13 protein-coding genes and 1 pseudogene are annotated in these 16,157 nt (G+C 36.5%); 13 read left to right on the top strand and 1 reads right to left on the bottom strand.

The features are described from left to right. Positions 1–24: 24 nt before the first annotated feature. The 11 genes from ATHE_RS12030 to ATHE_RS11980 all read left to right on the top strand — a co-directional run bounded on the left by ATHE_RS12030 (position 25) and on the right by ATHE_RS11980 (position 11,545). Complete coding sequence (locus tag ATHE_RS12030; RefSeq protein ID WP_015908711.1) at positions 25–936, top strand: sugar phosphate isomerase/epimerase family protein; 912 nt, start codon at positions 25–27, stop codon at positions 934–936. Positions 937–1,004: 68 nt separating this feature from the next. After that, positions 1,005–1,976 carry a glyoxylate reductase gene (gyaR, locus tag ATHE_RS12025; protein WP_015908710.1) on the top strand — a complete coding sequence of 324 codons (972 nt, stop codon included), beginning with the start codon at positions 1,005–1,007 and terminating at the stop codon, positions 1,974–1,976. A 170-nt stretch (positions 1,977–2,146) separates the two neighbouring features. After that, positions 2,147–2,920 (top strand): IclR family transcriptional regulator, encoded by a 774-nt coding sequence (locus tag ATHE_RS12020; protein WP_015908709.1) that lies wholly within the window; start codon positions 2,147–2,149, stop codon positions 2,918–2,920. 42 nt (positions 2,921–2,962) lie between these two features. Then, entirely contained in the window at positions 2,963–3,610 is a 648-nt protein-coding gene (locus tag ATHE_RS12015; RefSeq protein ID WP_015908708.1) for a bifunctional 2-keto-4-hydroxyglutarate aldolase/2-keto-3-deoxy-6-phosphogluconate aldolase, read from the top strand. Positions 3,611–3,615: 5 nt separating this feature from the next. Continuing rightward, positions 3,616–4,644, top strand: a complete 1,029-nt coding sequence (locus tag ATHE_RS12010; protein WP_015908707.1) for a sugar kinase — start codon at positions 3,616–3,618, stop codon at positions 4,642–4,644. Positions 4,645–4,666: 22 nt separating this feature from the next. Then, the gene (kduI, locus tag ATHE_RS12005; protein ID WP_015908706.1) at positions 4,667–5,497 is read left to right on the top strand and encodes a 5-dehydro-4-deoxy-D-glucuronate isomerase; all 831 of its coding nucleotides are present in this window, start codon (positions 4,667–4,669) and stop codon (positions 5,495–5,497) included. 28 nt (positions 5,498–5,525) lie between these two features. Beyond that, positions 5,526–6,287 carry a 2-dehydro-3-deoxy-D-gluconate 5-dehydrogenase KduD gene (gene kduD, locus ATHE_RS12000; RefSeq protein ID WP_015908705.1) on the top strand — a complete coding sequence of 254 codons (762 nt, stop codon included), beginning with the start codon at positions 5,526–5,528 and terminating at the stop codon, positions 6,285–6,287. Between the two features lie 30 nt (positions 6,288–6,317). After that, positions 6,318–6,956, top strand: a complete 639-nt coding sequence (locus tag ATHE_RS11995) for a lactate utilization protein (protein ID WP_015908704.1) — start codon at positions 6,318–6,320, stop codon at positions 6,954–6,956. Positions 6,957–7,219: 263 nt separating this feature from the next. After that, positions 7,220–8,341, top strand: a complete 1,122-nt coding sequence (locus tag ATHE_RS11990) for a glycoside hydrolase family 88/105 protein (protein ID WP_015908703.1) — start codon at positions 7,220–7,222, stop codon at positions 8,339–8,341. 39 nt (positions 8,342–8,380) lie between these two features. Further along, on the top strand, positions 8,381–9,724 hold the full coding sequence (locus ATHE_RS11985; RefSeq protein WP_015908702.1) for a glycoside hydrolase family 28 protein: 1,344 nt from the start codon (positions 8,381–8,383) through the stop codon (positions 9,722–9,724). A gap of 420 nt (positions 9,725–10,144) precedes the next feature. Continuing rightward, positions 10,145–11,545, top strand: coding sequence for an extracellular solute-binding protein (locus ATHE_RS11980; protein ID WP_408605144.1), 1,401 nt, complete (start codon positions 10,145–10,147; stop codon positions 11,543–11,545). A gap of 607 nt (positions 11,546–12,152) precedes the next feature. On the opposite strand, the pseudogene ATHE_RS11970 reads toward ATHE_RS11980, so the two are convergent. Further along, positions 12,153–13,587, bottom strand: a pseudogene (locus ATHE_RS11970) (transposase). 172 nt (positions 13,588–13,759) lie between these two features. Here ATHE_RS11970 and ATHE_RS11965 point away from each other — a divergent pair. Further along, entirely contained in the window at positions 13,760–15,076 is a 1,317-nt protein-coding gene (locus tag ATHE_RS11965) for an ABC transporter substrate-binding protein (protein ID WP_015908699.1), read from the top strand. 179 nt (positions 15,077–15,255) lie between these two features. Further along, complete coding sequence (locus tag ATHE_RS11960) at positions 15,256–16,152, top strand: carbohydrate ABC transporter permease (protein ID WP_015908698.1); 897 nt, start codon at positions 15,256–15,258, stop codon at positions 16,150–16,152. The last annotated feature ends 5 nt before the right edge of the window (positions 16,153–16,157 follow it).

The raw sequence follows: 16,157 nt of genomic DNA, 5'->3' as shown, positions 1-16,157 counted from the left end.
TAAAAATTATTGGAGGTGTGAAGAATGAACGAGCCAATTAAAAAATATTTTAAGATAGGAACAATTCATTTCATGTCATTTCCAGAGGTAATTGGTGGAGAAGGACCAATTGAAGAAACCTTAAAAATAATCTTAGAAGATGATTACTTTGATGCAGTAGAAATCACATGGGTAAAAGACCCAGAGGTAAGAAAAAGAGTAACAAAGATGTTAAAGGATGCACATATAGCAGTTGCGTACGGTGCACAGCCTACTCTTCTTAGAACAGGGCAGAACCCCAACGATTTGGACCCAGAAAAAAGAAAACAGGTTATAAACTTTTTGAAAGAGAGGATTGACGAGGCGATTGAGCTTGGTGCTCAAGGGCTTGGATTTTTGTCAAGACAATATGATGAGGCAAAAAAAGAGGAAGCATTTGAAGCTTTGGTTGATACAACTTTGCAGCTTTGCGACTATGCAAAGTCAAAAGGCAATTTCTTGATTGAACTTGAGGTGTTTGACTTTGATATAGACAAAAAAAGCTTGATTGGACCTGCAGAACTTGCTGCAAAGTTTGCAGAGAGAATCAAAAAAGAATATGATAATTTTGGTTTGATTGTTGACCTTAGCCATCTACCACTTACAAGAGAGACAGCACAGCAGGCACTCCTGCCAGTGAAAGATTATCTTACCCATGTTCATATTGGGAATGCTGTTGTAAAAGACCCAAGCCACCCTGCATATGGTGACAAGCATCCGATGTTTGGAATAGAAGGCGGCGAAAATGACGTTGATGAGGTTGTTGAGTTTTTAAAAGTATTAAAAGAAATAGGATTCATGGACCCGATAAAGAGACCAATTTTGAGTTTTGAAGTAACACCTATGGCAGGGCAAGACCCGAAGATTGTTCTTGCAAGCTCAAAGCGTGTATTAAATGAGGCATGGGCAAGATTATAAAAGCTGTTTGATAAAGCAAGAGATAAAAGTTTAACATACCATTCATATTTTTGGGAGGGAGATTCATTATGAAGATACTTGTAACAAGAAGAATAATGGAACCTGCGATTGAGCTTTTGAAAAAATATGGTGAGGTTGAAGTAAATCCACACGACAGACCAATGACAAGAGAAGAACTTCTGTCAGCAATAAAAGACAAGGATGCGGTTTTAACCCAGCTTGTTGACAAGGTTGACAAAGAGTTTTTCGACCATGCACCAAATGTCAAGATTGTTGCAAACTATGCAGTGGGGTACGATAACATAGATATTGAAGAGGCAACAAGAAGAGGTGTTTATGTCACAAACACACCTGATGTTCTTACCAACGCAACAGCTGAGCTTGCATGGGCGCTGTTGTTTGCTGCGGCAAGAAGAATAGTTGAAGCTGACAAGTTCATGAGAGGTGGACATTACAAAGGCTGGGGACCAATGCTGTTTTTGGGCAAAGGTGTGACAGGTAAAACGCTTGGTGTGATTGGTGCAGGTAGAATTGGGCAGGCTTTTGCAAGAATGTCAAGAGGGTTTAATATGAAGATTTTGTACTATGACTTTGAAAGAAAAGAAAGTTTTGAAAAAGAGCTTGGTGCCCAGTATGTGCCGCTTGATGAACTATTAAAAGAAGCTGATTTTATTTCAATACATGTACCTCTCACACCACAGACAAGGCATTTAATTGGTGAAAGAGAATTTTCTCTCATGAAACCATCGGCAATTTTAATTAACACAGCACGTGGACCAATTGTAGATGAAAAGGCTTTAGTCAAAGCGCTTAAAGAAAAGAAGATTTATGCTGCAGGACTTGACGTGTACGAGAGAGAACCTGAGTTTGAGCCAGAACTGGCTGAGCTTGACAATGTTGTAATGCTTCCTCATATTGGTTCTGCAACAGAAGAGTCGAGGCTTGACATGGCAATGCTTGCAGCAAACAATATAGTAGATTTCATTGAAGGAAGGGTTCCAAGAACACTTGTCAATAAAGAGGTTTTGAACAAGAAATAATTAAAAATCTTCTTTTGGTGAATATTTCCCTGCGGGAAGGAGGTTATTCCCGCAGGGGGATATTTAAATAAGTAAAAAATCGATTATTTTAAAAGGCAGAAAATAATGCTATAATATTTTTATGAATAATACGCAACAGCGTTTCACAATACGAAACAGGAGAGTAGAATATGGCGCAAAACAGAGTACAGTCTATTGAACGAGCGTTTGAAATAATCGAGGCATTGGCTGTTGAGCCAAGGGGACTTACAGTAAGTGAGCTTTCTGAAAGGCTTTCACTTCACAAGACAACAGTCCACAGGATACTTCAGACACTTCTTCAAAGAGGGTATGTGCAAAAAGACAGACATAATCTAAGATACAAGCTCGGTGTGAAGTTTGTTGAAATATCAAGCATATATCTCAATAACATCGAGCTTAAGACAGAAGCACATCCATATTTAAGAGAACTTGTAAAGATGCTCAATGTGACTGTTCACCTTGCTATACTTGATGAGTTTGATGTTGTGTATATAGACAAAGTAGAACAGGTAAACTCAATAAGGCTATATTCGTCTATTGGTAAAAGAGTACCAGCATATTGTACAGCTCTTGGGAAGGTTTTACTCAGCAAGTATCAAGACCATGAAATCAAAAAGATACTAAAATCAATTGAACTCAAGCCCTATACACAAAACACTATAACAGATCCAGAGATACTTTTAAATGAAATAATACTTGCACGAGAGCGTGGCTGGGCAGTTGATAATCAAGAACTGCAACCTTCAATCAGATGTATTGCTGCGCCTATTTATGACTACAGAAATGAGATCATTGCTGCCATAAGCATTTCTGCTCCTGTGAACATTTTGCCGCCTGAAATGGATGAAGAAAATGCAAAAAAGGTTGTAGACACAGCAATGACAATCTCAAGCAGGCTTGGGTATGTAAAAGACAGGTTCTAAAAATACTATAAAAACTTAAAATGAAAGGGGTTTAGCTCTTCGATGGAAAAAGAACAGGTGCTTGAGAGAATTCACGAAAATGGGCTTGTGGTTGTTGTAAGGGCTGAGTCAAAAGAAAAAGCTCTAAAGATAACTGAGGCTTGCATAAGAGGCGGAGCGAGCGCAATTGAGATCACCTTTACAGTTCCAGGTGCAGATGAGATAATCAGACATCTTACAAAAACATACTCTGAAGACAAAATAATAATCGGTGCAGGGACAGTCCTTGACAGCGAGACAGCTCGAATTGCAATCTTGGCGGGTGCAAAGTTTGTTGTAAGCCCATACCTCAATCCTGAAATGGTAAAACTTTGTAACAGGTACAGAATAGCTACAATGCCCGGTGCTATGACAATAAAAGAGGTTGTTGAGGCACTTGAGTGCGGTGCAGATGTTATAAAAATCTTTCCTGGCGAGCTTTTCGGACCAAAGATTATAAAAGCTTATAGAGGACCGATCCCACAGGCAAGACTTATGCCTACAGGTGGTGTTGACCTTGACAACGTTGATGAATGGATAAAAGCTGGGGCTTTTGCTGTAGGGGTTGGCGGGAATATAACTAAATACGCTCAAAATGATGACTTTGAAAAGGTAGAAGAGGTGTGCAGACAGTTTGTTGAAAAAATAAAGATAGCAAAGGGGAAGGTATAAGCAAGATGTTTGAGTTGACAAGCTTTGGAGAAATAATGCTAAGACTCTCACCGCCTGGGTATCAGAGGTTTGTGCAGGCGACAAGTTTTGACATCAATTTTGGCGGTGCTGAAGCAAATGTTGTTGTTGCTCTGTCAAACATCGGAGTGAAGACAAGCTATGTTACACTTCTTCCGCAAAATCCTCTTGGAGATGCTACTATAAACTTTCTGAGAAGATATGGGGTTGACACAAGCTATATAAAAAGAAAAGGCAGAAGGCTTGGAATTTATTTTCTTGAAAAGGGTGTTGGTCAGAGAGCATCTTCTGTTGTGTACGACAGATCAGACTCTGCCATAAATGAGATACAGCCCGGGGATATTGAGTGGGAGCAGATTTTAAAAAAGACCAAAATATTTTTTTCAACAGGAATCACTGCTGCTTTATCACAAAATGTGCTAAATGAGCTAAAAATGGCTTTTAAAACTGCAAAAAATGCAGGTGCAAAGGTGGCGTTTGACATCAATTACAGGTCAAAGCTGTGGAGCTATGATAGAGCAAATGAAGTGATTTCAGAACTTATGCCGTATGTTGATATTTTAATTACAAACGAAGAGCATGTAAGAAGAGTTTTAAAGATTGAAATGGAAGACAAATATTTCGAAGGCATTGATTTGACTGTAGATGGGCAAAAGGTTTTGTTTGAAAGGTTACAAACAAAGTACCAAAACTTGGAGAGAATAATTCTTGCTGCAAGAAGGAGTATATCTGCATCTAAAAACATCTTTTTTGCTTATACAAAAGATGAGAATGGCAACATTGTATTTTCAGAAAAACGTGAAATAGAAATTGTCGACAGGGTAGGGGCAGGTGACGCTTTTACCGCAGGTGTGCTATATAGCATTTTAAGAGGCATTGAGACCACTCAGATGCTTGAGGTTGCCACATACATGTGTGCTCTAAAACATACAGTTGAAGGAGATAGTTTGATTGTAACAGAGGATGAGATAAAACAGGTGTTTTGGAAAGATGGCTCAGGTATGATGAAAAGATAAAACAAGGGAGGGTTATTTGAAAATGGAAGTTCGATTTGCAATGCATCCAAGCCAGTTTAAAGCTCTTACTACAGAACAGATAAGAAAAGAGTTTTTGATTGAAAATCTCTTTGAATATGGCAAGATAAACATGGTCTACACTCATGTTGACAGGGTGATTGTCGGTAGTGCTGTGCCGACAGTAGAGGCTTTGGTTTTAGAAGATGGTTCTCAGATTGGTGCTCAGTATTTTCTTGAAAGAAGGGAAATTGGGATAATCAACATAGGTAGCAGAGGGTATGTAATAGCCGATGGACAAAAGTTTGAACTTGACAAGAAAGATGGGCTTTATGTTGGGATGTCCACTAAAAAACTTGAATTTGGGAGCGATGACCCTTCAAATCCTGCCAAGTTCTATTTTGTTTCAACACCTGCTCATAAACAGTATCCAACAGAAAAGATTGATATTAAGCAAACTGAGGCAACTCATCTTGGTTCGCTTTCTGAATCAAACGAAAGAACAATCTACAAATACATCCATCCAGACGGGGTTAAAAGCTGTCAGCTTGTAATGGGAATGACAATTTTAGAGCCAAATAATGTGTGGAACACTATGCCATGCCATTTGCATGACAGACGTATGGAAGTTTACTTCTATTTTGACATGCCAGAAGATGCGTTTGTATTGCACCTAATGGGAGAGCCGAATGAGACAAGACACATTATTGTGAGAAATGAACAGGCAGTAATCAGCCCAAGCTGGTCGATACACTCGGGTGTTGGAACTAAAAACTACACATTCATCTGGGCAATGGCTGGTGAGAATCAGTCCTATTCAGATATAAGTCCTGTTCCTATGAAAGAACTAAAATAAAATTATATAAATGCGGAGGTGTTTTAAAATGATACTTGATAAATTCAAACTTGATGGCAAAGTTGCAATTGTAACAGGTGCATCAACAGGTTTAGGCCAGGGAATGGCAATTGCACTGGCTGAGGCTGGAGCTGATATTGTTGGTGTTGATTATGTCCCATGTACAGAGACAAAACAGAAAATAGAAGCAATTGGAAGAAGGTTTTTGGAGATTCAGGCAAACTTGATGACCATTGAGCCAATTAACATGATTATCGAAAAGACAATTCAGGAGTTTGGTAAGCTTGATATTTTAGTGAACAATGCAGGAATTATCAGAAGATGTGATGCTATTGACTTTACTGAAAAGGACTGGGACGATGTACTTGCAATTAATCTTAAGACAGTATTTTTCTTCTGCCAAGCAGCAGCAAGACAGTTTATAAAGCAAGGAACAGGTGGCAAGATAATAAACATCGCGTCTATGCTTTCGTTCCAGGGCGGAATTAGGGTTCCATCGTACACAGCAAGCAAGAGCGGTGTTGCGGGTATCACAAGAGCACTTGCAAATGAGTGGGCAAAGTACAACATAAACGTAAATGCTATTGCGCCAGGTTACATGGCAACAAACAATACCCAACAGCTCCGTGAAGACCCACAAAGGAGTGCTGAGATATTATCAAGAATACCTGCCGGAAGATGGGGAACACCTGAAGATTTGCAGGGTGCTGTTGTGTTTTTGGCATCTGATGCATCAGAGTATGTAAATGGGTGTATTTTGAACGTTGATGGTGGCTGGCTTTCAAGGTAACTTTACTATTTTTTGGAGGGTTATATTAATATGAACAAATATAAAATGTGGCACAATGAGCTGATTGCTAAGGACATTGTTGAGAGGCTAAATAGAAAAAAATATAATGCATTTTATGCACCAACCTTGGAAGATGCAAAAAATAAAGTTTTAGAACTTATCCCCGAGGGTTCAAGTATTGCCCTCGGGGGTTCTGTTACAATAGAAGAACTTGGACTTATTGAAATATTCAGAAACGGTCCATATAAACTTTTTGACAGATACAAACCAATGACTGCTGAAGAACGGATAGAACTTTTTAGACAATCGCTTTTAGCAGATATACTTGTAACTTCAACAAATGCAATAACAAAAAATGGTGAGCTTGTAAATGTTGATTGTTCGGGCAACAGAGTATCTGCTATGATATTTGGACCAAAAAAAGTAATAATTGTTGCTGGGGTTAACAAAGTTGTAGAAGACCTTGATGAGGCGTTCAAAAGATTGAAAAAGATTGCACCCATGAACTCTAAAAGAAATAATCACAAAACACCATGTATTGAAACAGGATACTGCATGGACTGTCAAATAAAAGCAAGGATGTGCAACTATATAACCATAATCAACCATGGAATGAAATTCGAAGGACGTTTAAATATTATTATTGTGCCTTTTGAAATAGGATTCTAAAAAAATGATGGTCTATCATTAAAATTGTCAATATGAGTTTAAAATTTTCCTTGTATATTTTAAGAGAGCATGTTTTGTTCATATGTTAATATTTTCATGTCAACATTAATATTTTCTTGATGAAATCATTTAGTTTTCAAATTAAAATAGTAATGAAAAAGTGATTTATTGAATATGCACAATATATAATGCAAAAATTCAAATAATAATTTAATTCTGATTATTATCTTCTCACTTATTCGCTAAGAAAGGACGTGGGTTATATGCAAAAATTAAAACAGCTCGCAAAAGAAAGCTATTCTGTCAAAATGGCAGATAGTGCACTTTTTAAGTTTCCAGATCTTATTGATAAATGGCAATATGACTATGGTGTTGTGTTCAAAGGTTTAGAATATATTTATGAAAACACCAAGGATGAGAAATATTTTGAATACATAAAGAAAAATATAGACTATTTTGTCAAAGAAGATGGAAGCATAAAAAAATATTCTCTTGATGAATACAACATAGACCATATAAACAATGGTAAAGCTGTATTGTTTTTGTATAGAAAAACAGGTGAAGAAAAGTACAAAAAAGCAGCTCAGCTTTTAAGAGAACAGCTCAAGACTCATCCAAGAACGGTAGAAGGTGGATTTTGGCACAAAAAGATATACCCGCACCAGATGTGGCTTGATGGGATATATATGGGTTCGCCATTTTATGCTGAGTATGCAACTTTGATAGGAAAAGATGAAGCAGAAGAGATATTCGACGATGTTGTAAGACAGGTCATTCTTTGTGCAAAGCATACTAAAGACCCAGTGACTGGTCTTCATTATCACGGCTGGGATGAAAGCAGACAGCAAAAATGGGCAAATAAAATCACAGGCTGCTCTCCAAATTTCTGGGGAAGAGCACTTGGCTGGTTTGCAATGGCAATAGTTGATGTTCTCGATTTTCTTCCACAGAATCACCAATCAAGAGATACAATTTTAGCTATTTTCAGGCAGCTTATGGATGCCATTTTAAAGTATCAAGACCCAGAGACAGGTGTGTGGTATCAAGTTGTAAACTATATTGGTAAAAATGGTAACTATCCAGAAGCTTCGGCATCATGTATGTTTGTATATGCACTTGCAAAAGGCATACACAATGGATACCTTTCTTCAAAGTACTTAGATGCATTAGAAAGGGCATATGAGGGGATAATTTATAGGTTCTTAGAAAAAGACCACAATGGACATTTGAGCTTAAATGGAGTTTGTATGGTTGCAGGGCTTGGTGGGAATCCGTACAGAGATGGTTCATATGAATATTACATCAGTGAGCCAATAAAAACAGATGATTTGAAAGGTGTTGGAGCGTTTTTGAAAGCTTCCGCATGGGTTGAAAGACTTTTTTAACAGAAAGATTAAAGTCAAACAGGAGGGCAAAAGTTTAAAATGATTTACAATGTTTGTAATTTTGGTGCGAAAGGAAACGGAGTAGATAAAGACACAGAAGCGTTTAAAAAAGCAATTGAGGTATGTGAAAAAAACGGTGGTGGAACAGTTTATGTTCCCGCTGGTATTTATCATATAGGTGCACTACATCTTAAAAGTAACATGACACTTTATATTGAAAGCGGTGCTGTGCTGAAATTTTCACAGGATGAAGAAGACTATCCACTTGTATACACAAGATGGGAAGGCGAAGAGATGCAGGTTTACTCTCCACTGATATATGCAGAAGATGCAGAAAATGTTGCAGTAGTGGGGTTTGGCACAATTGATGGACAGGGCGAAAAGTGGTGGCGTCTTCACAGAAATAAAGAGTTAAAATATCCAAGACCTCGTTCTATCTGTTTTTACAGGTGTAACAACGTTACTATCGAAGGAATAAAGATTATAAACTCTCCAAGCTGGACGGTAAATCCCATAGAGTGCCAGAATGTTACAGTTCACAATATAAAGATTCAAAATCCATATGATTCACCAAACACAGATGGGATAAATCCGGAGTCATGTAAAGGCGTCAGAATATCAAACTGCTACATAGATGTTGGTGATGATTGTGTGACGCTAAAGTCTGGAACAGAAGACTGCAAAGAAAGAATACCTTGTGAGAATATTACAATAACAAACTGTATAATGGCACACGGTCATGGCGGTGTTGTTATCGGAAGTGAGATGAGTGGCGGTGTTCGGAATGTTGTTATTTCAAACTGTATTTTTGAAGGCACAGACAGAGGAATAAGAATAAAGACAAGAAGAGGTCGTGGAGGAGTTGTTGAGGATATAAGAGTTTCGAACATTGTAATGAAAAATGTTATGTGCCCATTTGCATTTTACATGTATTACCATTGCGGTAAAGGTGGAAAAGAAAAGAGAGTTTGGGATAAGTCTCCATATCCTGTTGATGATACAACACCAGTTGTTAGAAGAATATATATAAGTGATGTTGTTGTAAGGCAGGCAAGAGCAGCAGCAGGATTTTTATATGGACTTACAGAGATGCCAATTGAGGATGTTGTGTTTTCTAATGTTACTGTTGAGATGGCTCAAAACCCTGAACCAGAACTTCCAGCAATGATGAGTTATTTAGAGCCAATGGCTAAAAGAGGGTTTGTCATAAATACTGTAAAGAACATAAGATTTATGAATGTTACTGTACTGGAACAGGAAGGTGCTGCTTTTGAACTTAACAATTGTGAGAATGTAGAGTTTTACAGATGCAGGGCAAAAGATACAGCAGATTATTCTAAGATTTTGAGTCTGAACAATACAATGAATCTGATTGCTGAGTAGAAGTACAGTACCTTAAAATTGTCCAGGTCACTTTAAAATTTTCCGCATGTAAATTACTGGAATGTCTAAAAAATCTGAGTTTTTTTGAGCTTTTATATGGGTTTAATATTTTCAGTATGGTTTTAATAAATTCAGCTACTCTCGAGTGAAAGGAGGTTGATATAATTAAAATGAAAACAAAAAAAATAAGGAGGAATCAAAATGATTTGTTCAAGAACGTTTATAAGATCAAAAGAATTTTTTAAAGTTGTGGTATTGCTAGTATGTATTGTTTTTATCATTTCAAGTATAGGCATGCTTTCGCCATAATCAAAAGCCTTAGCCACCACAAAAAAAGTTACTCTGACTTATTTTGTTCCTATGAGTAATGAAGCTTCTCTATTTTACAAAAGTTTTGCTGAAATACCATGTTATCAGTTGATGGAAAAATCTACAGGAGTAAAATTTGTTTTTAAACATCCACCTCTTGCTACATCTGCTGCACAAGACCAGTTCAATTTAATGATAGCTTCTCGACAGTTAACTGACATAATAGAATGGGGATGGGATGGCTATCCTGGAGGTCCTGAAAAAGCCATCATTGACAAGGTAATTGTGCCGTTGAATGATTACATACCCAAGTATGCACCAAATTTAAAAAGACTTCTTGATAAAAACCCTCAAATCAAAAGGATGGTAAGCTCAATTAGTGGAAAAATCTATGGTTTCCCTGCTTTAAAAGAAACGCCAATAGATGCATATTACGGTCCTCAGGTTAGAAGGGATTGGCTTGAAAAACTTAAAATTGCTCCGCCAGAGACAGTAGATGAATGGTATAAAATGTTGAAGGCGTTTAAAACCAGAGACCCGAACGGAAATGGAAAAGCAGACGAAAGACCTTTTTCAATGTTAAGAGGTGCTGCAAATCCGAGAGCTGTTTTTGACTATTGCAGCTTTTTAGTTGGGGCGTGGGGAATAAAAACAGACTTCTTCCAAGTAAATGGAAGAGTTAAATATGGAGCAATTGAACCTCAGTTTAAAGAGTTTATGAATACTTTGGCAAAATGGTGGAAAGATGGGTTGATTGATCCAGATATACTGACGATGAATCAACAAACAATTCAAGCAAATGTTTTGAGCGACAAAATTGGAGCATATCTGGGGATAATTTCGGGGCATATGGGTGCCTTTTTAGCAGCAAAGAAAGGGACAGACTTTGATTTAATAGGTGTGAAATATCCAGTACTGAAAAAAGGTGAAATAGCACGAATCGGTCAAAATGAGTATCCTTTTACGGGAAGAGCAGCAGCAATTACAACCAGCTGTAAGAACATAGAGGCAGCATGCCGTGCGCTCGACTGGGCTTATAGCAAGGATGGGTATATGGCTTTTAATTTTGGTGTAAAAGGAAAATCTTATATGATTAAAAACGGCCGACCAATTTATACCGATGAAATTCTTTACAACCCGCAAGGATTAGGGCCAAAACAGGCATTAGCTAAATATGCGCTGATTTATGGTCCATTTGTCCAATCCAGGGAGTATACATTACAAATCAACTTGCAGTTGCCTCAACAAAAAGAAGCTTCAAAGAATTGGGGTATGGTTAAAAATGATATTGCATTAGGTCCAGTTTCGCTTTTCTTAACCCCAGAAGAGACTAAAGAAATTGCAAATATTATGAATACCATAAATACTTATTATGATGAGATGTTTTTGAAGATGATGACAGGCAAGTATAATAATTATGATGCTTTTGTAAAAACTCTAAAGAAAATGAAGATAGAAGAAGCTATAAAGATTTATCAGAATGCTTATAACAGATATATGCAAAGAAAATGATAGAAAACAAGTTACTTTACTACAACAAATAACTTAAAATCACAGAAAACTACGGTAAATACTGATTGAGTCATTTCTCGCCTTGATGTAAAATTTTGGTTTATTTTTGAGACTTTATTCTTTTAATCCACGGGTGAGAAATGGCTCAATTTATGTTTACACAACTGTGGGATCTTAACTTGTTCAAGGTGTTCAAAAAACACTACTCTTATTATGATTTATTCACAAAACAAAGAAGTAATTTTATGATACCTATTGTAAAGTAAAGTACCTTTTTAAATATATTTAACCATGTTATTATAAAATTGCACAATCAAATCTATTAAAACAAAACAAACAGTAGGTGTTTGCAAAATAGGTGGTGATTGAAGGTAAAAGGCACCAATACTAACATGAAATACAATCAAGATACAAAAAGAAAAGAGAAGTGAAAACCAAATATTATCAATACCAACAAAAATAATCAGCAACAAACATATGACAAAAATTAACAACTTCAAAAAAGACAATAATATCCTAAGCCTTCTAAACTTCTTGGTTTTAGAAGGTTAAGAAAAAACAAAACTATAAATTTTTTGTAAGAAATAGATTCAAAAAAATAGTGGTTTTAAGCGATAAGTTTTTTGAGTTTGTTAAGCTTTTTGATAGTCGATTTAGAGCAATAAAGCTTAATGTTGTGAGCGAGGATAAATAAAAGAGAAAAAGTAATGGCAGATATCAAGAAATCAGAGAAAATAGAAATATGGTCATAAGGACAGAATAGTATCAGAGCCCATGTAGGATTTCAGGTGGAAAATAGTCTGCTCTACAGCAACACGTTTTTTGTAGAGGTCAAAAAACTCTTGAGAATTTCTGCTCAGACTTGGGAAAGAGCGAAAATCGTCAGGATATATAAACTATTGCCCCCGATTTAGAGGTAGTACAAGGTTGAGGGCAAGAGCAGACACGTTTGCCATCTTTGTATTGTGACATAGGGCAAGTCCATTTAAGGCGCAAAGAGCGATTTTTACCCTGACATTTGCCTTTGGGTTTAAAAGGTAGATTGAACTTTTTACAAGAAGAAGCACCATCTTCAGAAATAACAATATTAGGGCTTGATGTAGGTGTAGTATTATTTTTAGAAGCTCTTGTATTAAGAAGAATAACGATTTTGAAGAAGTTAAAAGTATTTTTTAAAGCGGAGTATATGTTGTGGGAATCCAAAGCACTGTCAGCGATTGATGGTAGAGAAATTTTTAAGGATGTAGGAGAATAGAGTTTCGAGCGAAGGAATTAAAGCGGCAGAAGTCGGAGATAGCTTTTGTTTCTTGTGGGTCAGAGGAAGGGGAATCATAGTTAAACAGAGGGACTAATGCTAAAGGAATACCGAGAGCGCTTATGATGACAACAAATTTCAAAGCCCAGCAGAAATGGCCATTTACAAACATAAGACGGATGTTAGAATTAGCGTTAGCAGTTTTAGGCAAAGAAGAATAAACGAGAGAGTAGACTTTTTCAGAGGGAAGTTCAGGGTTAGCTTTTGAGGTATTTTTCAGCAGTAGATGAATGAATTTAGGGTTGTTTTCACGGACCTGTGGGACGATGCCAGTTGTATCAAAGATTAAGATTGAAGAATCTTGAGGGCATTGTTGGATGGAAATATTATGTGCATGGATAGAGATATTTTGAAAAAGTTTATGGATTTCACTTGCAAATATTTTTCTAAAGCGAGAGAGAGTAGAGATAGAAGGGACATTGCCATGAAGATTACAAAATGAGCGAAGTTCGAATGAGTTGAGTAAGACAGCACGAAGCTGAGTTAAAGTATTGAGTTTGAGCAATTTTTGGACGAGGAAGCAACAAAGCATAGATTCTAAAGAGAAGTATCTATGCTTACCGAAATATTTGTAGTAGGCATTGTAGAAAGAAGAAGGTATATAATGTGACAAGTCAATGAATTTATTGAACAAGCCCAAGAGGCTTTCAGGCTTGTAGAGAGCCAAAGCCTTTAGGTGGGAGAATAGGGCTATGAAAGAAAGTTGTTTAGGTTTGGTGTTGAACATTTTGGAACCCTCCTCATAGTAGAAAATTTGTTTTATATAATCATATTTTACTACAATTATGAGGAGGGTGACCAGTCTTTTTTGATTCTATGTAAAGCTTGATAACGCTCATCTTGAGCGTTTTTGCAAAAGGCTATTAAAACAAAACAAACAGTGGAGGGAGGAAGTCAAAGTGATAAAAAGTAAAAGGTTAATTGCAACTCTTGTGTTAGTAGTTTTTACTATGTCGATCTTCTTTGCTTTTTCGACCGCTGGGTCTGAGAAAGCTAAGGCAGCATCGAAAAAGGTTACACTCAGGTTTATGTGGTGGGGCGGAGAGGCAAGACACAAAGCCACTTTGGCAGCAATTCAGGCGTATATGAAGAAATACCCTAATGTAAGAATTAATGCAGAGTATGGCGGTATTGAAGGTTACATGCAGAAGCTCATTACCCAGCTTGTGGGAAGAACCGCTCCAGATATAATCCAGATTGACGTTACATGGATTGGTGAGCTGAGCAGCCAGGGAGATTTCTTTGCAGACCTTAAAACTTTCAAAGAGGTCAACTTAAAGCCATTTGAAGAGAAGTTTTTAAAAGACTGGTGCTATTCAAACGGAAAACTTATTGGACTTCCAACAGGTGTTAATGCTTCGGTACTTCAATATAATAAAGAGTTTTTTAAGAAGTTTAATATCGACGAAAATACAGTTTGGACGTGGGATAACTTACTATCAATAGCTGAAAAAGTACACAAAAAAGATAAAAATAGTTATTTGCTTAATTTTGATCAAATCCTCTGTTACTATGTTTTGACATCGTATATTGGTCAAAAAACAGGAAAGGATTGGATTTTAGATGATTATACATTAGGATTTAATAGGAATCAGTTGATAGAAGCTTTTACTTATTTGAAAAAATTATTTGATGTAGGAGCTATTCAACCTTTTGCAGAAAGTGCGCCATTTCAAGGTAAGCCAGAACAAAATCCAAAATGGCTAAAAGGAGAATTAGGGATTTTATGGAATTGGACTTCAACTTATGCTGCAAATAAAGCTATGATTCCAAGTTTGGCGATGACATTACCACCCAGGGGCAACAACTTGAAAAACTATGCAGTAACTGTCAGACCGTCGCAATTGTTATCTGTAAATAAACTTTCGAAGAATGCTAAAGAAGCTGCAAAATTTATTAACTGGTTTTTAAACGATAAACAAGCTGCTCTAATACTCACTGATGTAAGAGGAGTTCCTGCAAGTTCAAGTGCCAGAGATGCATTGTTAAAGGCAAATAAATTAGATCCAGAAATATTGAGGGTTACAAACGAAGCGGTAAAGTATGCAGCAAAACCACAGAATGCACTATCACAGAATCAAGAAATAGCAAATATAGCATATGATATCATTCAGCAGCTTGCATACAAACAGCTAACACCGACACAGGCTGCAGATAAATTGATAGCATTATATAAACAAAAACTTTCTGAGCTTAAAAGAATGCAGTCTCGATAGATAAAAAATAAATGGGGACTGTCACAAAAAAGTGCAATTATTGGATACGTGGATTTATATAACCTATCTCACCCATTTTCATTCATTGAAATATTTTTGCTCTAAAAGTGGCAGTTCCCATTTTATTTTAGATTTAAAATTATTGCATAATTATCTAAATAATGTGAGGTGACATAATTATGGTAGTTCGCTATAGAAAAAAAGACTTTGTTGGTTTTTTATATATACTACCTTGGCTTATTGGATTTTTGATTTTTAGGCTATATCCATTTATTATGTCTTTCTACTACTCTTTCAGTGATTATACAATGTTGAAGCCGCCTCGCTATGTTGGATTATATAACTTCATTTATATGTTCACAAAGGATGAACTGTTTCCAAAAGCACTTTTAAACACTATAAAGTATGTTATAATAACTGTTCCGCTTAAAATCTCGTTTGCACTTTTTGTTGCAATAATATTGAACATGAAACTGAAAGGAATAAATCTTTTCAGAACAGTATATTATCTTCCTTCTATCTTCGGTGGGTCTGTTGCAATCTCGATTTTGTGGAGATTTTTGTTTATGAAAGAAGGTATAGTAAACAAGTTCTTAAGTCTTTTTAGAATAGAAGGTATAAACTGGCTTGGAGACCCAAGAATAGCTATGTTTTCAGTAAGCCTTCTTGCGGTGTGGCAGTTTGGGTCATCTATGGTACTATTTTTAGCAAGACTTAAAGAGATACCATCAGAACTTTACGAAGCAGCACTGGTTGATGGAGCATCAAGACTAAAAATGTTTACAAAGATAACTCTTCCTATGATTTCACCTATAATGTTTTTCAACCTTGTGATGCAGACCATAAATGCTTTCCAAGAATTTACTGGACCGTACATCATCACAGGCGGTGGACCTGTCAATTCCACCTATCTTTTGAGTATGCTCATATATGACAATGCATTTAAGTATTTTAGAATGGGTTATGCGGCAGCACTTTCCTGGGTTCAGTTTGTGATAATATTAATCTTTACTGCATTTATATTTAGGTCTTCTACTTATTGGACATATTACGAGTATGATGAAGGGAGGTTCTAAAAAAA

It is taken from the genome of Caldicellulosiruptor bescii DSM 6725, assembly GCF_000022325.1.
In the GTDB taxonomy this organism is placed as follows: domain Bacteria; phylum Bacillota; class Thermoanaerobacteria; order Caldicellulosiruptorales; family Caldicellulosiruptoraceae; genus Caldicellulosiruptor; species Caldicellulosiruptor bescii.
The sequence above is the reverse complement of the archived record's forward strand: the minus strand, read 5'-3'. Positions and strand labels throughout refer to the sequence as shown.